Source organism: Gemmatimonadales bacterium (assembly GCA_036265815.1).
GTDB lineage: Bacteria > Gemmatimonadota > Gemmatimonadetes > Gemmatimonadales > GWC2-71-9 > CAVVWJ01.
This window is the reverse complement of record DATAOI010000102.1, coordinates 105,384-124,657: the sequence shown is the minus strand read 5'-3', so window position 1 is coordinate 124,657 and position 19,274 is coordinate 105,384. Positions and strand designations below refer to the sequence as shown.

Annotated in this window: 17 protein-coding genes; 3 read left to right on the top strand and 14 right to left on the bottom strand. The window is 68.5% G+C overall.

Annotated elements, in window-relative coordinates; genetic code table 11:
* Nucleotides 1–14 precede the first annotated feature (14 nt).
* From ricT to hisIE, 4 genes are read right to left on the bottom strand one after another with little or no spacing between them, the layout of a single operon-like run.
* Nucleotides 15–1,121, bottom strand: a complete 1,107-nt coding sequence (ricT, locus tag VHR41_19990) for a regulatory iron-sulfur-containing complex subunit RicT (protein HEX3236483.1) — start codon at nt 1,119–1,121, stop codon at nt 15–17.
* Nucleotides 1,122–2,084, bottom strand: a complete 963-nt coding sequence (locus VHR41_19985) for an acetyl-CoA carboxylase carboxyltransferase subunit alpha (protein ID HEX3236482.1) — start codon at nt 2,082–2,084, stop codon at nt 1,122–1,124.
* Between the two features lie 4 nt (nt 2,085–2,088).
* Nucleotides 2,089–5,568: a DNA polymerase III subunit alpha gene (gene dnaE / locus VHR41_19980; protein ID HEX3236481.1), complete on the bottom strand. Its 3,480-nt coding sequence runs from the start codon at nt 5,566–5,568 to the stop codon at nt 2,089–2,091.
* Between the two features lie 2 nt (nt 5,569–5,570).
* The gene (gene hisIE, locus VHR41_19975; GenBank protein ID HEX3236480.1) at nt 5,571–6,239 is read right to left on the bottom strand and encodes a bifunctional phosphoribosyl-AMP cyclohydrolase/phosphoribosyl-ATP diphosphatase HisIE; all 669 of its coding nucleotides are present in this window, start codon (nt 6,237–6,239) and stop codon (nt 5,571–5,573) included.
* Nucleotides 6,240–6,439: 200 nt separating this feature from the next.
* Between hisIE and VHR41_19970 the strand changes: the two genes are divergently transcribed.
* Nucleotides 6,440–7,978 (top strand): hypothetical protein, encoded by a 1,539-nt coding sequence (locus VHR41_19970; protein HEX3236479.1) that lies wholly within the window; start codon nt 6,440–6,442, stop codon nt 7,976–7,978.
* Nucleotides 7,975–9,054 (top strand): aminopeptidase, encoded by a 1,080-nt coding sequence (locus tag VHR41_19965; GenBank protein HEX3236478.1) that lies wholly within the window; start codon nt 7,975–7,977, stop codon nt 9,052–9,054. The genes VHR41_19970 and VHR41_19965 overlap by 4 nt, the downstream gene beginning before the upstream one ends.
* Nucleotides 9,055–9,106: 52 nt before the next feature.
* Here VHR41_19965 and VHR41_19960 read toward each other — a convergent pair whose 3' ends face one another.
* Complete coding sequence (locus VHR41_19960; protein ID HEX3236477.1) at nt 9,107–9,496, bottom strand: hypothetical protein; 390 nt, start codon at nt 9,494–9,496, stop codon at nt 9,107–9,109.
* Nucleotides 9,497–9,680: 184 nt separating this feature from the next.
* Between VHR41_19960 and VHR41_19955 the strand changes: the two genes are divergently transcribed.
* Nucleotides 9,681–11,123, top strand: a complete 1,443-nt coding sequence (locus VHR41_19955; protein ID HEX3236476.1) for a dipeptidase — start codon at nt 9,681–9,683, stop codon at nt 11,121–11,123.
* A gap of 15 nt (nt 11,124–11,138) precedes the next feature.
* Here the strand turns inward: VHR41_19955 and VHR41_19950 are convergent, their stop codons facing one another.
* The 9 genes from VHR41_19950 to lipA form a co-directional block, all read right to left on the bottom strand.
* A complete protein-coding gene (locus VHR41_19950) occupies nt 11,139–11,693 on the bottom strand; it encodes a hypothetical protein (protein ID HEX3236475.1) in 555 nt (184 codons plus the stop codon).
* 63 nt (nt 11,694–11,756) lie between these two features.
* Nucleotides 11,757–12,380 carry a sulfite oxidase-like oxidoreductase gene (locus VHR41_19945; GenBank protein HEX3236474.1) on the bottom strand — a complete coding sequence of 208 codons (624 nt, stop codon included), beginning with the start codon at nt 12,378–12,380 and terminating at the stop codon, nt 11,757–11,759.
* Nucleotides 12,377–13,063: a lipoyl(octanoyl) transferase LipB gene (gene lipB, locus VHR41_19940; GenBank protein ID HEX3236473.1), complete on the bottom strand. Its 687-nt coding sequence runs from the start codon at nt 13,061–13,063 to the stop codon at nt 12,377–12,379. The genes VHR41_19945 and lipB overlap by 4 nt, the downstream gene beginning before the upstream one ends.
* On the bottom strand, nt 13,063–13,521 hold the full coding sequence (locus VHR41_19935) for a hypothetical protein (GenBank protein HEX3236472.1): 459 nt from the start codon (nt 13,519–13,521) through the stop codon (nt 13,063–13,065). The genes lipB and VHR41_19935 overlap by 1 nt, the downstream gene beginning before the upstream one ends.
* Nucleotides 13,522–13,526: 5 nt before the next feature.
* The gene (gene lpdA, locus VHR41_19930; protein HEX3236471.1) at nt 13,527–14,924 is read right to left on the bottom strand and encodes a dihydrolipoyl dehydrogenase; all 1,398 of its coding nucleotides are present in this window, start codon (nt 14,922–14,924) and stop codon (nt 13,527–13,529) included.
* A 28-nt stretch (nt 14,925–14,952) separates the two neighbouring features.
* Nucleotides 14,953–16,233 carry a dihydrolipoamide acetyltransferase family protein gene (locus tag VHR41_19925; GenBank protein ID HEX3236470.1) on the bottom strand — a complete coding sequence of 427 codons (1,281 nt, stop codon included), beginning with the start codon at nt 16,231–16,233 and terminating at the stop codon, nt 14,953–14,955.
* A gap of 3 nt (nt 16,234–16,236) precedes the next feature.
* Nucleotides 16,237–17,217, bottom strand: a complete 981-nt coding sequence (locus tag VHR41_19920) for a pyruvate dehydrogenase complex E1 component subunit beta (GenBank protein ID HEX3236469.1) — start codon at nt 17,215–17,217, stop codon at nt 16,237–16,239.
* Nucleotides 17,217–18,272 (bottom strand): pyruvate dehydrogenase (acetyl-transferring) E1 component subunit alpha, encoded by a 1,056-nt coding sequence (gene pdhA / locus VHR41_19915; GenBank protein ID HEX3236468.1) that lies wholly within the window; start codon nt 18,270–18,272, stop codon nt 17,217–17,219. Before pdhA ends, VHR41_19920 begins: the two co-directional genes overlap by 1 nt.
* Nucleotides 18,272–19,183, bottom strand: coding sequence for a lipoyl synthase (gene lipA / locus VHR41_19910; GenBank protein ID HEX3236467.1), 912 nt, complete (start codon nt 19,181–19,183; stop codon nt 18,272–18,274). Before lipA ends, pdhA begins: the two co-directional genes overlap by 1 nt.
* Between the last annotated feature and the right edge of the window lie 91 nt (nt 19,184–19,274).

Sequence of the window (19,274 nt, the reverse complement as noted above, 5' to 3'; positions counted from 1 at the left end):
TGGCAGCCCGGAATCTAAGCGGGTCCGCCATCCCCCTGGCCGCCGCCATTGGATCCGCCGCCACCGGAGCCGCCTCCCCGGTGCCGCCGGCGCCGCCGCCGGCCGCCCCGCTCCGAAGCGGGCCGCTTGCCGCCCTCGGAACCGGCCGCGGGCCCCTCGCTCAGGGAGCTGAGGGCGTTGGCCTCGTCTTCCAGCACGGTGTCCACCATCGGCTCGGCAGTTACGGTGGACTGGCTCCGCGCCTCTGCCGTCATCAGCATGCCGCCGAGCAGCTCCACTTCCTCCCGCAGTTGAACCAGCGGGATGATGCGGGACCCGTGTTCCTCGCTCCGGAGAAAGACCCGCTCCCGAAAGATGTCGACCGCCACCACCTTCTCGACCCCTGCCGATGTGGTCACCGACTTCCCTTCCTTGGGGAACCGCCGGCGCGCGGTCACGTAGAACTCGTGCTCGTACTTGAGGCAGCAGAGCAGGCGGCCGCAGCCGCCGGAGATCTGGGAGGGGTTGAGCGAGAGATGCTGGTCTTTGGCCAGCCCGAGATTCACCGGCGAGAGCTCGCCCAGCCATGAGGAGCAGCAGTACTCCCGGCCACAGCGGCCCACGCCGGAGAGCCGGGCAGCTTCGTCGCGCACGCCGATCTGCCGGAGCTCGATCCGCGTGCGGAACAGCGAGGCGAGGTCCCGCACCAGCGCCCGGAAGTCGACCCGCTTCTCGGCCGTGAAGTAGATGGTGAGCTTGGCCCGGTCCCACTGCCATTCGGTGTCGCTCACCTTCATGACAAGGTCGTGGGTCCGGACCCGCTGAATCACCTTGCGCCTGACCTCCTCCTCCGAGCGGCGGATCTCGTCGTGGGTCCGGAGGTCCTCGGGGGTGGCGCGGCGGAGCACGGTCTTGGGCGGTGCGGCCTCTTCGGCTGCCTCGCCACCGACGGCGCAGCCGGAGCATCCGGAGCCGCACTTCTTGCTGGCCACATCCCCGACGGCGGTGACCCGGCCGAGGTCGCGGCCACGCTCGGCTTCCACCACGACGGGCTGCCCGACCCGGAGCGGCGTGGCCGCGTCGTCCCAGAGGAAGTATGCCTTCCGGGTTCCCTTGAACCGGACCTCGACGGTCTGGCCCACTCAGGCCTCGGTGTACGCGCCCATCGACGCGTACTTCTCGGCCCGGCGGCGAACCAGCTTCTCGGGCCGGATCTTCCGCAGTTCGGTGACATGCCGGATCAGCGCTTCCCTCAGCGCCTCGCCGGTGGCGTCGGGGTCGACGTGCGCCCCGCCGACCGGCTCCATCACGATCTCGTCGATGATCTTGAGCTGGAGCAGGTCGTTGGCCGTGAGCTTCAGCGCCTCCGCTGCCCGTTCCCGCTGGCTCGCGTCCTTCCACAGGATCGCGGCGCACCCTTCAGGCGAGATGACCGAGTAGACCGAGTTCTCCAGCATCAGGATCCGGTCGGCCACGCCGAGGGCCAGCGCGCCGCCCGAGCCCCCCTCGCCGATGACCACGGCGACGGTCGCGGTGGGGAGCGCCGACATCTCGAGGATGTTGCGCGCCAGCGCCTCGGACTGCCCCCGCTCCTCTGCGCCCAGCCCGGGGTAGGCACCCGGAGTGTCGATGAGGGTGATGACCGGGGCGTTGAACTTGGCCGCGAGCTTCATCATCCTCAGCGCCTTGCGATACCCCTCCGGGTGGGGCATGCCGAAGTTGCGCTTGAGGTTCTCCTTGGTGTCCCGGCCCTTCTGGTGTCCGATCACCATGACCGACACGCCGCCGAGCCGGGCCCAGCCGCCCACGATGGCGGGGTCGTCCATGTAGAGGCGGTCGCCGTGGAGCTCAATGAAGTCGGTGAAGATGGTGCTGAGATAATCGAGGGTGTAGGGGCGGCGGGGGTGGCGGGCGACCATGACCCGCTGGATAGGTGTCAGGTTGCGGTAGATCTCGGCCCGGAGCGATTCCAGCTTGGCCTGGAGACCCTGCAGCTCTCCCTCGATGTCGATCTGCCGCTCGGTCCCGATCCGCTTCAGGTCGTCGATCTGCCGCTCCAGCTCGAGCAAGGGCTTCTCGAACTCCAGCGTGTAGGCTGAGGCCATCGGGTTACCCCGCCCTGACGTAGTGAACGGAATCGGCGCCCAGGAGATCGCGCAGGGCCCTCAGGAGGTCTTCCTCCGCCGCGACGCGGACACGACGCGAGCGGAGCCGGACCGCCTCTCCGTTCCCGTCGCTCCACTCAATATAGAGCGGCGTCGGCCCCGGATGCGCCGAGCAGAGGGCGGCCGCGGCCTGGAGGGCCTCCGCCGGGGGTGCCGTGGCTGCCCTCCACCGGAGGCTCAACGCCACCGCTCCCGACGACTTGAGCTCCCCCAGGGGCCGGGCCGACTCGACCACGAAGGGGGCATGGTCCTCCCCCCGGTCCCGGTCGCTGTAGCCCCCGAGCAGGAGGAGTGCGGCGTCCGGCACGATGGTCTGGTTGAGCTTGGCCCAGGCGTCGGGGAACACGATGGCCTCGGCGGTGCCATGAAAATCCTCCAGCACCAGCCGGGCGTACTCCTTTCCGGTCTTCTTGGAGATCTGCCGCTTCACCCCGGTCACCACCGCGGCCACGCTGACCTGGTGCTCGCTCCACTCGCCAAGCGTGGCGGTGGTGCGAGTTCCGAACAGCTCGACCTCGTCCCTGAACCGCTCGAGCGGATGGCCCGAGATGAAGAAGCCGAGGACCTCCTTCTCCTTGACCAGCCGCTCGGCCTCGGTCCAGGCGGGAATGTCCGGGAGGCCGGCCCGCCGGGGGCGGGGAGCGGTGGCCTCGCCGAACAGCGACGCCTGCCCCGCCTCTTTCTCCTGCTGCAGTAGCTGGGCCTCGCCGAAGACGTGGTCGAGCGCCTCGCAGAGCTGCTTCCGGTGGCCGCCGAGCCCGTCGCAGGCGCCGGCCACGATCAGGGATTCGAGCACGCGCTTGTTGCAGAGCCGGAGGTCGATGCGCTCCACCAGGTCCGCCAGGGTGGTGAACGGCGCCTCCTGCCGTCCCGCGATGATACTCTCGATGGCGCCCCAGCCCACGTTCCGAATGGCGCCGAGGCCGAAGCGGATGCGCTGCTCGCCGACCACGGTGAATTTGAACCCCGACTCGTTGACGTCCGGGGGCAACACCTCGAGCCCGAGCTCGCGCGCTTCGTTGATGTACTGCACCACCTTGTCGGTGTTCCCGATTTCCGAGGACAGCAGCGCCGCCATGAACTCGGCCGGATAGTGGGCCTTGAGCCACGCCGTCTGATAGGAGAGGACCGAGTACGCCACCGAGTGGGACTTGTTGAACCCGTAGCGGCCAAAGGTCTCGATCTGGGCCGCCAGCTCGTCGACCAGGCGCTTCGGGTGACCCAGTGCCATCGCCCGCTCGCAGAACTTGCCGAGCTCCTTCTTGATGAGCTCGGCGTCCTTCTTTCCGACCGCCTTCCGCAGCACGTCGGCTTCGGCCAGAGTGAACCCGGCCAGCACGTTCGCGATCCGCATCACCTGTTCCTGGTAGGTGATGACGCCGTAGGTCGGCTCCAGGACCTCCCGCAGCGACGGGTGGGGATAAGTGACCTTCTCCAGTCCCAGTTTCCGGCGGATGAAGACGGTGTGCATCCCGGCGTCGAGCGGCCCCGGGCGGAGCAGCGCGTTGGACGCGACCAGGTCGTCGAACCGGTCGCACCGCATGGCCCGAAGCGTGTCGGTGGCGAGCGGCGACTCGAACTGGAAGACGCCGGCGGTCCGCCCCTGGCGGAGCAGCTCGTAGACCCTGGGGTCGTCGAAGGTGAGCGCGGTCATGTCCACGTCCACGCCGGTCCGCGCGGCGATCATCAGCACCGCGTCGTGGATCACGGTGAGCGTCTTGAGGCCGAGCATGTCCATCTTGAGCATGCCGACCTTCTCGAGCGCGCCCATCTCGTACTGGGTGATGATCGACTCTTCGCCATCCGCCGCCGCGCCCGACCCCCTGGTCGGCGCGGTGCACACCGGCACATACTCGGCCAGGGGGCCTGGGGCGATCACCACCCCAGCCGCGTGCACCGACATGTGGCGGGAGATCCCCTCGATCCGCGAGCTCAGGTCCACCAGCCGGCGATACGCCGGGGTTCCCTTGACCAGGTCCCGCAGCTCGTCGACCTTCTTTTCCGCCTCGGCGACGGTGAGGCTGTAGGCGGGGCCGGAGGGGATCAGCTTGGTGATCTTGTCGGCTTCGCCCGGCGGAATGCGCAGCACCCTCGCCACGTCCTTCACCGCCGCGCGGGCCTTCATGGTGCCGAAGGTGACGATCTGCCCCACGCTGGCCCGCCCGTAGCGCTCGCGGACGTACTCGATCACTTCCCCACGCCGCTCGAAGCAGAAGTCCACGTCGATGTCGGGCATCGACACCCGTTCGGGGTTGAGGAAGCGCTCGAAGAGGAGGTCGAACTTGAGAGGACAGACGTCGGTGATCCCCAGGGCATACGCCACGATGGAGCCGGCGGCCGATCCGCGCCCCGGACCCACCGGGATACCTCGCTCCCGCGCGGCGGCGATGAAGTCCTGGACGATGAGGAAGTAGCCGGCGTACCCGGCCGTGTTGATGACGCCGAGCTCGTACTCCAGCCGCTCGGCCACCGCGGGCGGCAGCGGGCGTCCGTACCGCCGCTCCGCGCCCCGCCGGGCCAGATCGTCGAGCAGCGCCTCGTCGGAGACGTATTCGGCGGGGCGGGGGAAGCTGGGGAGGAAGTACCGCTTCTCGAAATCGAACTCGCAGGCGTCCGCCACCGTCGCCGTATTGGCCAACACTTCCGGATGCGTCGGGAAAAGCGCCTGCATCTCCTTCTCGGACTTGACGTAGGATTCCTGGCCGCTGAAACGGAAGCGCTTGGGGTCGTCCAGGTCGCTGCCGGTGCCGATGGCGAGCAGCACGTCGTGCGCCTCGGCGTCCTCCCGCCGGAGGTAGTGCGCATCGTTGGTGGCCACCACACCGAGTCCCAGCTCCTGCCCCAGGCGCAGCATCCCCTCGGTGACGATCCGCTCCTCCGCGATGCCGTGGTGCTGGACCTCGAGCCAAAACCCGCCGGGGCCGAACACGCGGGCAAACCACTCGGCGCTCTTCCTGGCGTCCTCGAACTTGCCCTGCCGAAGGTGGTGGGCCACCTCCCCCGAGAGGCAGGCGGCGAGACAGACGATGCCTTCCGAGTGCCGCTCCAGCACCTCCTTGTCGATCCGGGGGCGCCGGTAAAACCCCTCGGTGTAGCCGATGGACGTCAGCCGGACCAGGTTGCGGTACCCGGCGCGGTTCTTGGCCAGGAGCACGAGGTGGCTGTACGCGGCGGGCGCCCAGCTGGGCTTTTCACGGGCGTGGCGCGGCCCATAGGCCAGATAGGCCTCGAAGCCGAGGATGGGGCGAAGCTGCTGCGACTTGGCCTGCTCGTAGAACGACCAGGCCGCGTGCATGTTGCCGTGATCGGTGACAGCCAGGCTGTCCATGCCCAGCTTCTTGACGTGCGCCACCAGCTCGGGGATCCGATTGGCCCCGTCGAGCAGGGAGTATTCGCTGTGGGTGTGGAGATGGACGAAGCCCATGCCTACCGACTGCGGTGCTCCAGCTCTCTCCAGACGGCGTCCAGCGGGACACCGCGAGCTCGTAGCAGCACCAAAAGATGATAGAGGAGGTCGGCCGCCTCGGACGCGAGACGCTCGTCATCCTCCGAATTCGCCGCGACCACTACCTCGACCGCTTCCTCGCCCACTTTCTGCGAGATCTTGGGCACCCCGCCGTCGAGCAGCGTGACGGTGTAAGAGCCCTGGGGCCGCTCCTCGGCCCGGCGCGCGATGCGGGCCGCCAGACGGCTCAGCAGGTGGCCGCCGGGGTCCTCGCCGGGGCCGGCCAGGCCCGCCGCATCGACGGCGGTCGAGAAGCAGGTGCGGGCCCCGGTGTGGCAGGCGGGGCCGGTCTGCTCCACCCGATAGAGCACGGTGTCGCCGTCGCAATCGATCCGGATCTCCCGGATCTGCTGGACGTGGCCCGAGCGCTCACCCTTCCGCCAGAGCGCCGCCCGGGACCGGCTGTAGTAGTGCGCCTGCCCGGTGCTGGCCGACAGTTCCAGCGCCTCGCGGTTGGCAAACCCCAGCATCAGGACGTCGCCGGAGCGGCTCTCCTGCGCCACCACGGGCACCAGGCCATCGGCCCCGAATCTGATCGCCGACAGCCACCGAGTCTCGGACACCGGAAAGAAGGTACCGGGAGCTTTCACGATTGTCAAAAGCCCTTGGCATTCCTTATCTTGCTGGCGTTCTCTCACCCTTCCGCGGGCTTGGAGCATATCACGTGAACCGGTCTCCCAGTTATCTCGGCCTGCTGTCCGGAGTTCTGATTTTCGCTGGATGTAGTGGCGGCTCTGAACCGAGTCAACCGGCCGGGGTGGAGTGCTCTCGGGTCGAGCCCACCTCGCTTGTGGCGGGGGCTCATACGGTCATCGAGGCCGACTCGACGGGCTGCACCCGGTTTCCGGCGGCCAGCTCGCAAGGGGCGGAGTACCTCTACGTGGCAGTCTCGACGACGGGCCGGGTGACCGACAACGGCGTCTCGACGGCTTACCATCTCCAGGGAAGCTCCCCGGCCGTGGCGTCCGTCATGCCGATGACGCGCGCCTTCTCGCGCGCCGCTCGCACGGTGAGTCCGGCCGCGGCTTTCCACGCCCGGCTCAGGGCTCGGGAGCGGGAGCTCTCCCTCTCACCTCGCACCGCGCTGTTCAACCAGAGCCGCAAGACCGCCGCCGCGATCACTCGCCCGCAAGTTGGCGACACGCGCACCTTCAACGTCTGCTCGACCGCCCAATGCGACAGCTTCGTCGTGAGCAGCGCCACGGCCAAGGTGGTGGGGCAGCGGGTGGCCATCTTCGTCGACGACACGGTCCCGTCCGGCGGCTACAGCCAGACCGATCTCACGACCGTGGGACAGCTCTTCGACTCTCATCTTTACCCCATCGACACCACGGCGTTCGGGCACGAGTCCGATATCGACAACAATGGCGTGGTGGTAGTGCTGCTGACGCCCCGAGTGAACCAGTTGAGCCCGAACTGCTCCTCCGAAGGGAGCGTCATCCTGGGCTATTTCTTCGGCCTCGACCTGCTGCCTTCCGAACCCAACACGAACAATGGCGAGGTCTTCTACGGCCTGGTGCCGGACCCGAATAATTCCTCGTGCGACATCTCCAAGGCCTTCGCGACCGACAATCTCGCGCCCGTCTTCATCCACGAGTTTCAGCACATGATCAGCTTCGGCCAGCACGTGGTGACCCGAGATGGCGGTGCGGAGGTCACCTGGCTGAACGAAGGCTTGTCGCACTTTGCCGAGGAGCTCGGCGGGCGCCAGGTCCCCGACGTGAACTGCCCCGACTTCGCATCCTGCGCGGATCAGTTCATCGGCAACGGAGACCTTCCGAATGCGTTCGGCTACCTCGGCGATCCGGAGAGCTTTTTCCTGATCGAGCCGGGAAACTCGCAAGGCTCGCTGGAGGAGCGGGGAGCCAACTGGCTCTTCGTCCGCTGGCTGGCCGATCACTTCGCCACCGATTCGATTCTCGGCACGGACTTTACCCGCAAGCTCGAGTCCACCACCCTGGTCGGCGGCGAGAACGTCGCCAGCCAGGCCGGCGTCGATTTCGGCACCCTGGTCACCGAGTGGCAGATGGCCAACTACCTCGATGACCTTCCCGGCTTCTCCGACCCTACGGGACGTCTCCGCTACAAGAGCTGGAACTTCCGGGCGCTCGCGGCGGCGAACTCGCTGACCTTTCCCCTGATCCCCGACAGCACGATGAACGGCAGCTTTTCGCGCTCCGGCACCCTCCGCGCCGGCTCCGGCGTCCACGTGCGCATCATCCAGCCTGCGTCGTCCGGCGGCGTCAATTTCGTCCTGTCGGCGCCCGACACCACGCAGACGGTGCCCGACTCGGTGGCCCCTCGCATCGGAATCGCCCGGATTCGGTGAAGCGGGTGATCTTCCTGGTGGTGGTCGCCGCGCTGTTCGCGGGTTACGGCACCGCGTATCTGGCCAGCGACGATGTCCGGTATCTGACCCGGGCTGGCATCGAGGAGACCCGGATCCTGGAGGCGCGCCAGCCGATCGCGTCCCTGGTGGCCGATCCGCACACCGACCCCGCGCTTCGCGGCGCGCTGGGACTGGTGCTGGAGTCCAGGGACTACGCGGCCCGGCTGGGCCTCAACGCCAAGGAGACCTACACCACCTACGCCGACGTGGGACGGGACACCCTCCTGCTGGTGCTGCAGGCAGCCCCCAAGGATTGCATCTGTCCCTACACCTGGCGCTATCCGATCGTCGGCCGGATTCCGTATAAGGGATTCTTCGATGCCCAGGCCGCGCACCGTTCCGCCGATCGGCTCGCCGCCTCGGGCTATGACGTCTACCTGCGCCCCTCTTCGGCATTCTCCACCCTGGGCTGGTTCAACGATCCGCTCCTCTCCACGGCCGTGGCCGGCTCCGACTCGGTCGAGCTGGCGGCCCTGGTGTTCCACGAGATCGCGCACAACACCTTGTACGTGAAGAGCGCCACCCCCTTCAACGAGAGCTACGCCCAGTTCGTGGGCTACCACTCGGCCCAGCGGTTCTTCGCCGAGCGCGGCGACAGCGTGAGGGCACGGCAGGCCGCCGAGCGGTGGAGCGACGAGATGGTGCTTGGGGAGTTCTACGCCGAGCTGGTGGGCCGACTGGAGACGCTTTACGGCGGGCACCCGGACTCCACCGCGCTCGAGGCAGGACGAGCCGCGGCGGGGGTCTGGGCCCGGGCCCAGCTGGAAGGTCCCGTAGCCAGCCGGCTCCGCACCCTCCACATCGGCCGGCTGGCCAACCGTCCGATCAACAACGCACGCCTGATCGGTGCCCGGATCTACCGCACCCGCCTCGACCTGTTCGACCGCTGGTACGACGAGCACGGTCGGGACATCCGGCGGAGCGTCGCGAGCCTGGGCCGGCTGATGGAGGGGGTTGAGGGAGATAGCGCCTACGCCCGCCTGGAGCAGGCCGTCTCGGATTCGATCAAGCAATGAGCTCCCGCCCCACACGGGGCAGAAGCTCATTGTGCGGCAAGGGCCGCGAGGGTCAGCGCTGCGTCGAGTCCGGTGTCGGGCTCGCGCCTGAGGTCGAGTCCGAGGATGTCCCCGGCCGCTTGAGAGGCGACGTGCCGTCACCGATCTTGGTCGAATCGGTCGAGTCGCCCGGAATCGGCTGGATTGCGGAGGTATCGGTCGTGACCGACGTGTCGCTCATCCCGCCTGCCTGCCCGGGGCGTGCCGTGGTGTCCACTTGTTCCACGCCGGTGCGGAGCGTGGTATCCGTGGTGTCGCGGGCCCCAATTCCGGTGTAGGCGGAAGTGTCCGGCGAGGCCTCGCCGGCACGGCTGGTGTCCTGCGCGGCTGCCCGGTGGCTCGCGCTGGCAAGCGCCAGCAGCACGAACGCGCCGACGGCCGCATTTCGGGGTTTCCTCAGCATGCTTCCTCCTCGCTATGAGCTTCGGATGGGCGTCGCTGCAGGCGGACCCTTCCGCTGGGTATCAGAGACGACTGGCGACGCTACCGACTCCCGCGCCGAGCCGTCGGTGAGACAGGTCACTCGGTCCACTCGCGCGACTGGCCGCGGCGTGTAGCTTTCTCAGCGGTCGGAGTTCCTGTCCCTCATGCTCGAGGCCGCGCCGATGGACACCGCCTTCGTCACCCGCGAGCAGGACCGCCTGCTCCGGGAGCTGGTCGACTTCCTCTCCATACCCAGCGTGAGTGCTCTCCCCGCCCACGCCTCCGACTGCCGGCGGGCGGCCGAATGGCTGCGCGAGGAGCTGCGCCGGCTGGGCTGTCCCATCGTCGAGGTCATCGAGGGAAGCGGACACCCCGTGGTCTGGGCGGAGAGTCCCCCTGTGCCCGGGCGTCCGACCCTGCTGATCTACGGGCACTACGATGTCCAGCCGCCGGACCCGCTCGACGAGTGGATCTCTCCCCCGTTCGAGCCCACCATTCGCGACGGCCGGATCTATGGTCGTGGCGCCGACGACGACAAGGGGCAGGTCTTCTGCCTGCTCAAGGCGTACGAGTCGGTGCTCGATGAAAACGGACAGCCGCCGCTCAATGTCCATTTCATCTTCGAAGGCGAGGAGGAATCCGGCGGTCACGTCGTCGTCGACCTGCTCAATGCCGAGCCGGCCCGTACCGAGGCCGACGCCGCCCTGGTCTGCGACATGTCGTACTACGCCCCCGGCCGGCCGGCCGTCTACACCGCGCTCCGCGGCTTGTGCTACGCCGAGATCTCGGTTCGCACGCTCGGGCGGGATCTGCACTCCGGCACCTACGGCGGGGTGGCGCCGAACGCCATCGAGACGCTGGTCCGGATCCTGGCGGAGCTCAAGGCCGCCGACGGCGAGATCCAGATCCCCAAGCTCTACAAGTCGGTCGAGCCGCCGGCCAAGTCAGAGCTCAAATCCTGGAAGAAACTGCCCTTCGACAAGGAGGCGTTTCTGCGGGACGAGGTCAGCGGTCGAGCGCTGACCGGTTTGAAGACGCACTCGATCTTCGAGCGGGTCTGGGCGCTGCCGACGTTCGAGATCCACGGCATCCGAGGCGGATTCGTCGGTGAGGGTGCCAAGACGGTGATCCCGGCCCAAGCCACGGCCAAGGTGAGTCTCCGGCTGGTGCCGGATCAGCGACACGAGAAGGTGGGCCATCAGCTGGAACGCGCGGTGGCGGCCCTGGCTCCCCGATGGGCCGACGTGAAGGTCACCTTGCTGCACGGGGGCGACCCGGTGCAGGTCGACGTCGACCACCCGGCGTTCGACCTGCTGGACCAGGCGTTCGAAGCCGTCACCGGCCAGCGCGCGGTGCGGATCCGTGCTGGGGGATCGATCCCCATCATCCCCGAGCTCGGCCGCACCGGTGCCCCGGTCCTGCTGACCGGCATCGGACTCCCGGACGATGGGCTGCACTCGCCCAACGAGAAGCTGGACCTGCAGCAGCTGTGGAGCGGGATCGAGATCTTCGGGCGGTTCTTCGAGCTGTTTGCGGAGCAGGGCGGCGCTGCTGCGCAGCCGCGGGCGAGTGAGGAGGAGGCGGTCGAGGCGGTGGGAGCGGACTGAGGCGGTGGGAGCGGGCTAGAGATCGTCCTCCGGGGAGACCCGCTTGACCGGGCCCGAATACCGGGCCTCGGTCCGGGCATGCAGCTCATCCACCCCGATCAGGGCCCGTACGGACGCGATGATGCCCGCGACCACGTCATCGGCCCAGTAGGGATCGGGCCGCTCGCCCGCCGGCAGCTTGGAGGCACAGCTCTCCAGGTAGCGGATGGCGGTGGTGATCCACTCGCTTTGGGCCGTGTCGACGGTGGACCACGACCCGGTGGACCGGAGCTCGAGCTCCTCCAGTGCCTTGAGGTGCGGCTCCAGCCCGCCGGTGACCTGGGACGAGCGGAGCCGGTCGGCCACCAGGGTGAGCACGGTTCGCCGCTCGGTCTCCTGCGGCTCAGGCAACGGGGCGAGATAATGGCGCTGGTCGGCCACCATCTCCGCCAGCCGGATGCAGACCGCGCGGATGGCCGGCATGAGCGCGCCCGGAGCTTCCCTGGACCAGCTGCCCGCCGCCCTCAGGATCTCGCCGATGCGCTGGTCCGCCTGCGCTTCGGGCGACGGATGTCGGGGCGATTCTACCATGCTAGACAGGAAAACTGGATTGCTCGGCAAAAACAAGAGTGGGCCGGGGAGAGCGGCACCGCGCTACCGCGGACCCCGGCGCATGCGGGCGGGGTCCGGTCTCCCGTAGCGCTCCTCCTGCCACGGATCGCCCCGCATGTGATACCCGTTCTCCTCCCAGAAGCCGGGGACGTCCTCCTCCAGGCACTCGATCCCGCGAACCCACTTGGCGCTCTTCCAGAAGTAGAGATGGGGTACCAGAAGCCGCACCGGACCCCCGTGCTCCGGGTTCAACGGCTCGCCGTCATGGGAGAGCGCCAGCAGGTTCTCGGGGCGGTCCAGGTCGCTCAGGGGCAGGTTGGTGGTAAATTTCTGCTCTGCGTGCACCAGGGCATACCGGGCCTGGGGCTTGACCCCGGCTCGCTGCAGGAGGAGCTGCACCGGCACGCCCTCGAAGACGTTGTCGTAGCGGCTCCAGCGAGTGACGCAATGGATGTCGCACGCCGTCTGCCGCCGGGGCAGCGCCTGGAGCTCGTCCCAGGTGATCGCAAACGGCCGCTCGACGGCGCCACTCAGCGTGAAGCGCCAGTGCGCCAGGTCCACCTTCGGCACGATGCCGGCGTGGAGCACGGGCCATTTCCGAGTGATGATCTGACCCGGCGGCAGGCGCGTTCGGTCCGGCGCACGGGTGTCGATGAGATCGGTCATGGGTGGCTCGGGCTGAGCACCCGCGCCCCGGGAACGGGCTGCAGCTCGAATATCGCCGCAAACGCTTTCACGACCGCCTGGCGCGCCTCCCCATCCAGCGCCTGATCGGTCCGCCCGAGCTCCTGCGCTACGCTGGTCATGACCACGTCGCGGATGCCACACGGCACGATCATCTCGAACGGCTCGAGCCGGGTGGTGACGTTGAGCGCGAAGCCGTGCAGCGTAACCCACTGCTTCACGTGCACTCCGATGCTCACGATCTTGCGGCCCCGGGTCCACACGCCGGTGAGTCCCGGGTTGCGCCCGGCGGGCACGCCGAGCTGGTCGAGGGCCGTGATCAGGACGTCCTCCAGCCGCCGGAGATACCAGTGCAGGTCCTCCCGGTGGCGTGTGAGGTCGAGGATCGGGTACCCCACCAGCTGCCCCGGCCCGTGGAAGGTCACGTCTCCCCCACGCTCCACCTCCGCCACCGCGATGCCCCTGCGCTCCAGCTCCTCTACCGGCAGCGGAAGACTCGCCGGGCGGGTCGATCGGCCCAGCGTCACCACGGGCTCGTGCTCGACCAGCAGCAGAACGTCCTGCGCCAGCTCTCCCGCCAGCCGTTGCCGGCGGAGCTCGCGCTGCAGCTCCAGAACCTCGGCGTAAGGCCGCCGGCCCAGCTCATGAACCACGAGTGGCCCCATCAGGAGTTTCCACTCCCCGCCGTCGGAGTCATCCGCAGCAACAGCACCGCTCCTGCCAGCGCGCCGGCGCCGACACCGAGCAGGGCGCGTTGTCCCAGAAAGTAGTGGAGGGGTGCCGCCAGCACCGACGTGACGAAGGTGGCGAACGCGCATACCAGCGCGAGTCCGCCCCGGCGGTAATAGGAGTCGATCGGGGTCAAGCACGCCCAGGCGGTTGCGGCGCTGGCGAGGAGCGCCAGCAGAGTGCCCCCGAGCAGCAGGAGCAGCGGAGGACCTCCTGTAACCGGCTCCCCGGTGACCGGCCCTCCAGTGGGACCCGCCGCCACGAGGGCCCCTACGCCCCAGAGCACGAACATCACCAGGCCCGTGCCCAGCAGGACGGCCACGGCCATGCCCCGGAATGCCACCAGCACCAGGTCGCGAGACCCGCTCACCGGCTCGCCGGCGAAGTTGGTCACCACGTTCAGATGTGCACTACCCGGCCCATCGAGTCGAGCGCCGCCTCCGCGATGGCTTCGGAGAGCGTCGGGTGGGCGTGGATCGCCAAGTCGACCTCTTCCACCGTATACTCGTTCTCCCGCGCCACCGTGAGCTCGTGGATCAGCTCCGAGGCGTGGCTCCCCACGATGTGCGCTCCGAGAATCTCGCCGTACTTCTTGTCCCGGATGATCTTCACGAACCCTTCGGTCTCGCCGGCGGCGCGCGCGCGCCCGTTGGCGCTGAAGGGGAAGCGCCCCACCTGGTACTCCAGCTTCCGCTCCTTGGCCTGGTCCTCGGTGAGCCCGATGCTCGCCACCTCGGGATGGCAGTAGGTGACGCTGGGAACGTTGTCGTAGCGGATCGGGTGCGGATGCTGCCCGGCAATCCGCTCCGCCACGATCACCCCCTCACGGCTCCCCTTGTGCGCCAGCATCGGCGGGCCGGCGACGTCCCCGATGCAGTAGATCCCGGGCGCCGTGGTCTCCAGCGTCTCGCGGTTGACCTTGACGAAGCCGGCCTCGGTCAGCTGCACGCCGGCCTCCTTGAAGCCCATCCCCTCGGTGTTCACCGCACGCCCGGCCGCCATCAGGACCTTCTCGACCTCGACGCTCTCGGTCTTGCCTCCGGTCTCGACCTGGAGCACGGCCTTGTCCTTGGCCACCGTGGCCTTGGTGACCTTGGCTCCGGCGTACACGGTGATGCCCCGCTTCCGAAAGCTCTTGGCAAGCGCATCCGACGACTCGGCATCTTCCAGGGGCAGCATCCGGGGAAGTGCCTCGATCAGGGTCACCTTGGTGCCGAAGGCGTGGAAGATGTCGGCGAACTCGGTGCCGACCGCGCCGGCGCCGACCACCGCCAGGCTCGCCGGGGCCTTTTCCAGGAAGAGCGCCTCGTCGGAGCTGATGACGGTCGTCTTGTCCAGCTCGAGGCCAATCTGAGGAATCCCCTTGACCCGCGACCCGGTGGCGATGATGACCGCTTTCCGCGCCTGATATTCCTCCGAGCCCACCCGGACGGTGCGGTCCTTTCCCAGAGTGCCGCTGCCCCTCACGACGGTGATCTTGTGCTTCTTCATCAGGAACTCGACGCCCTTGGAGTTCTGGTCGGAGACCTTGCGGGAGCGCCGCATCGCCACGGCGTAGTCGGCCTTGACTCCGCTCACCTCGACCCCCAGCTCCTTGGCATCGTGCGCTACCAGGTTGGCCACGTAGGCGCTCTGCAGCAGCGCCTTGGTCGGAATGCAGCCGATGTTGACGCAGACACCGCCGAGCTTGTCCCGCTCGACCACCGCGGTGGCCAGGCCGAGCTGCGCCGCGCGGATGGCACACACATAGCCCGCGGGCCCGCCGCCGATGATGATCACGTCGAACTGGGTCGCCACGCTCTCTTACCTCTGATTGGGGGTCGGCTCACCACACCAACGCCAGGGGATTCTCCAGCATCGTCTTCAAGGTCTTGAGGAACTGGGCGCCGGTCGCGCCGTCGATGACCCGGTGGTCGCACGACATGGTGAGCCGCATCCGTCGCCGGATCGCCATCTGACCTTCGTGCGCCACCGGCTTCTCCACGATCCGGCCGATCGCCACGATGCCCGCCTCGGGCGGGTTGATGACCGCGGTGAACTCGTCGATATCGAGCATACCGAGGTTGGAAACGGAGAATGTTCCACCGGTGTACTCCTCCGGCGTGAGCCGCCGCTCCCGCGCCCGGGCGGCCAGATCCTGGGACTCCGCCGCGATCTCCCGCAGCGACTTGAGGTCGGTGTGGCGGATGACCGGTGTGATCAGGCCCTCCTCGATGGCCACCGCCATGCTCACGTGCACCTCGTTCCAGTAGCGAATCCGGTCGTCCTGCCACCAGGCGTTGCAGGCCGGGTGCTGCCGCAGCGCGGTGGCCACTGCCTTGAGGATGATGTCGTTGAACGACACCTTGGGCCCTTCCCCCAGTGCCTTGAGCGCCTCGCGCGCATCCCAGGCACGCTCCATGTCCACCTCGGTCGTGAGGTAGAAGGTAGGGATCGGACCGATCGACTGGACCAGCCGTTTGGCGATCGTCTTCCGGATCTGGCTCAGCGGGACGTCGGTGTACGGTGGCCCGCCCGGCGCAGGCATCACCGGGCGTGGCGAAGGCGCGGCGGCTCGAGCAGCCGGAGCGGGCGCTGGCGCAACCGCCGCGCGCTGCGCAGAGGCACCCTCCAGGTCACGGACTACGACCCGTCCCTCCGGCCCCGATCCCCGAATGGCGCCGAGCTCGATGCCCCGCTCCGCGGCAAGCCTCCGTGCGAGGGGCGACGCCTTGACCCTTCCAGTGACCTCGCGAGCGGGTGCGGCCGCGGCCGCCTGCGCCGGCGGCGCCGGCGGCGTCGAGACCGGTCGGTTTCTGTCCGGCGTCGGCTGGGTGGCCTGGGCCTCCTCCTCTTTCGGAGGCGCGGCTCCGTTCTCGACCGCTTCGCCCGCCTCCCCGATCAGCGCCACGAGCTGGGAGACCGGCACCGTGGCTCCGGCTGCCACCACCTGCTTGAGCAGGGTGCCGCCGGCCCGGGCCACCAGCTCCATCACCGCCTTGTCGGTCTCCACCTCGGCCAGTACGTCGCCGACGGCCACCGGCTCGCCTTCGCCCTTCTTCCACTCGACGAGGCGCCCTTCCTCCATGGTGGGGGAGAGCGCCTCCATGACGACCTTGGTAGCCATGCGTCAGTCGCGATAGAGCACCGAGTCGACCGCGGCGATCACCCGGGCGGGATCGACCTTGGCGGCCTTCTCGAGCTGCTTGTTGTAGGGCATCGGGACGTCGGCGCCGGTGACCCGGAGGACCGGAGCGTCCAGTTCGTCGAACGCCTCCCGCTGGATGGTGTCGGCCACCTGGGCGCCGACGCCGGCGAAAGGCCATCCCTCCTCCGCCACCACGCAGCGATGGGTCCGGACCACCGAGCCGAGGACGGCCTCCTGGTCGAGGGGGCGGATGGTGCGGAGGTCGATCACCTCGGCGTCCACGCCGTCGGCGGCGAGCTGCTCGGCCGCCTTGAGGGCCACGGCCACCGTCTTCGAGTGGCAGACGATCGTCACGTCCTTACCGGGCCGCTTCACGTCGGCCTTCCCCAGCGGAATGACGTGCTCGCCCTCGGGCACCTCACCCTTCAGGTTGTAGAGCATCTCGCCCTCGATGAAGACGACCGGATCGTCGTCCCGGATGGCGCTTTTGAGCAGTCCTTTGGCATCGGCCGGCGTGGCGGGCATGACCACCTTGAGGCCGGGGATGTGGGCGTACCAGCTCTCGAACGCCTGCGAGTGCTGCGCGCCGAGCTGGAGGGCCGATCCGCCGGGTCCACGGAACACCGCCGGCACACCGATCTGGCCGCCCGACATGTAGCGCATCTTGGCCGCCGAATTGACCAGCTGGTCGATGGCCAGCAGCGCGAAGTTCCAGGTCATGAACTCGATCACCGGCCGGAGGCCCACCATCGCGGCCCCCACACCAACGCCGGCGAAGCCCAGCTCGGTGATCGGCGTGTCCACCACCCGCATGGGCCCGAACTCGTCCAGCAGGCCGCGGCTCACCTTGTAGGCACCCTGGTAGACGCCCACCTCTTCACCCATCAGGAAGACGTCGGGGTCCCGCTGCATCTCCTCGCGGAGCGCCTGGTTGAGGGCGTCGCGGTAGGTGAGTGTGGGCATCAGGCGGGTCGGGAAGGCCCGGCCGGATCGGCGGGAGAGGAGCCGGCGTACACGTGGGTGTAGAGCTCTTCCGGTGCCGGGTCGGGTGCCTGCTCGGCGAACTGGTAGGCGTCCTCCACCTCGTCTACGACCTCCTTGTTGAGCGCCTTGAGCCCGGGCTCGTCCAACAGGCCCTCCGCGATGAGGCGCTGGGACCAGACGGCGATCGGGTCGCGCTTCCGCTGGTCTTCGACCTCCTCCCGCGTGCGATAGTGGCCGTGGATCGGATCGGACATCGAGTGGCCCATGAACCGGTAGGTCCGGACCTCCAGCAGGGTAGGGTGCTTGTCGTTCCGGGCGCGCTGGACCGCGCGATCCATGGCAGCGTGCATCACCAGCACGTCCTGTCCGTCCACCACCTCGTTGGCCATGTCGTAGGAGCAGGCCCGCTCGGAGATGTCGTAGATGGCGCTGGCCCGCTCCAGCGCGGTGCCCATCCCGTAGCGATTGTTCTCGCAGATGTAGACGGCGGGCAGCTTCCACAGCGCGGCCATGTTGAGCGCCTCGTGAAAGGCGCCGTTATTGACCGCAGCCTCGCCGAAGTAGCAGACGGCGACCTGGTTGGTGTTGCGGTACTTAGCGGCGAAGGCCATGCCGGTGCTGAGCGGGATGTGACCGCCTACGATCGCGTGGCCGCCCAGAAAACCGAGCGAGGCATCGAACAGGTGCATCGAGCCGCCCTTGCCCGCCGAGCAGCCCGCCGCCTTGCCGAAGAGCTCGGCCATGACCGCCCGCGTCGGGATGCCGCGGGCCAGGGCGTGTCCGTGCTCCCGGTAGGAGCAGGTGATGTAGTCGTCCGGCCCCAGCGTGGCCAGGCTCCCGACGGCCACCGCCTCCTGCCCGATGTACAGATGGCAGAAGCCGCCGATCTTGCCCAGGCTATAAGCCTCACCGGCCTTCTCCTCGAAGCGGCGGATCAGGATCATCTGCCTGAGCCAGCCGCGATACTCGTCGGCGCGGGCCGGATCGATGCCTCGGCGTTTGGCTCGGGTGCGCGCCACGGTGGATTCCGCCATCAGTCGACTCGCCGGGAGACGGCGGCCTTGGCCTGGTCCCATGCGTGATACGACGACCGGGTGAGCGGGCTCGCCTCCACGTGGGAGAACCCCATCCGGCGGCCGAGCTCACGCAACTCGGCAAACTCGTCGGGGGTGTAGTAGCGGGCCACCGGGAGGTGTCCGTCCGACGGGCGGAGATACTGCCCCAGGGTCAGGATGTTGACGTCGCTCCGTCTCAAGTCGCGCATCGCCACCAGGATCTCGTCCCACTCCTCGCCCATGCCCAGGATCATGCCCGACTTGGTGAGCCCGTCCGGGTCCATCGCCCTGGCGTTGGCCAGGAGCCGGAGGGCACGATCGTAGCGCCCGCCTGGACGCGCCAGCCGGTAGAGTCGCTCGGCCGTCTCGAGGTTGTGGTTGAGGATGTCGGGCCGGGCGTCCATGACCAGCCGGAGCGCGCGCTCGGAGCCCTTGAAGTCGGGAATGAGGACCTCGACCGAGGTGTCCGGGAGGCGTTGGCGGATGGCCGTGATGCACCCGGCGAAGGCCTCGGCCCCACCGTTGGGCAGATCGTCCCGGTCCACCGAGGTGATCACGACGTGCTCGAGCCCCATCCGCTCGACTGCCTCGGCCAGGCGCACCGGCTCCAACGGGTCGTAGGCCAACGGGGTGCCGTGGGCCACCGCACAGTAGGCGCAGTTGCGGGTGCACACGTCGCCCAGGATCATGAAGGTGGCGGCCTTGTGCTCCCAGCACTCCCCGATGTTGGGGCAGCGCGCCTCCTCGCAGACCGTGTGCAGCCCCAGCTCGCGCATGGTGCTCTTGATATGCGCGTAGCTGGGCCCGCCGGGAGCCCGCACCTTGAGCCAGGCAGGCTTCCGCGCCGGTACGCCGTGCGCCCGCGGGTCAGCGGCGGGCGAGCGCGTCAGTTGTACGAGTGGGACCGCCACCGCGATGCTCCCGAGGCATATGATTCGAGTTCATGCATCGGGAAAGCTAGTCGCCTCCGGAAGGCGAAGC

Coding starts and splice junctions, on each gene's coding strand:
- VHR41_19950 (HEX3236475.1), bottom strand. CDS start 11,693: ATGGTAGAATCGCCCCGACATCCGTCGCCCGAAGCGCAGGCGGACCAG.
- VHR41_19960 (HEX3236477.1), bottom strand. CDS start 9,496: ATGCTGAGGAAACCCCGAAATGCGGCCGTCGGCGCGTTCGTGCTGCTG.
- VHR41_19985 (HEX3236482.1), bottom strand. CDS start 2,084: ATGGCCTCAGCCTACACGCTGGAGTTCGAGAAGCCCTTGCTCGAGCTG.
- dnaE (HEX3236481.1), bottom strand. CDS start 5,568: ATGGGCTTCGTCCATCTCCACACCCACAGCGAATACTCCCTGCTCGAC.
- VHR41_19955 (HEX3236476.1), top strand. CDS start 9,681: ATGCTCGAGGCCGCGCCGATGGACACCGCCTTCGTCACCCGCGAGCAG.
- VHR41_19945 (HEX3236474.1), bottom strand. CDS start 12,380: ATGACCGATCTCATCGACACCCGTGCGCCGGACCGAACGCGCCTGCCG.
- VHR41_19920 (HEX3236469.1), bottom strand. CDS start 17,217: ATGCCCACACTCACCTACCGCGACGCCCTCAACCAGGCGCTCCGCGAG.
- pdhA (HEX3236468.1), bottom strand. CDS start 18,272: ATGGCGGAATCCACCGTGGCGCGCACCCGAGCCAAACGCCGAGGCATC.
- lipB (HEX3236473.1), bottom strand. CDS start 13,063: ATGGGGCCACTCGTGGTTCATGAGCTGGGCCGGCGGCCTTACGCCGAG.
- VHR41_19925 (HEX3236470.1), bottom strand. CDS start 16,233: ATGGCTACCAAGGTCGTCATGGAGGCGCTCTCCCCCACCATGGAGGAA.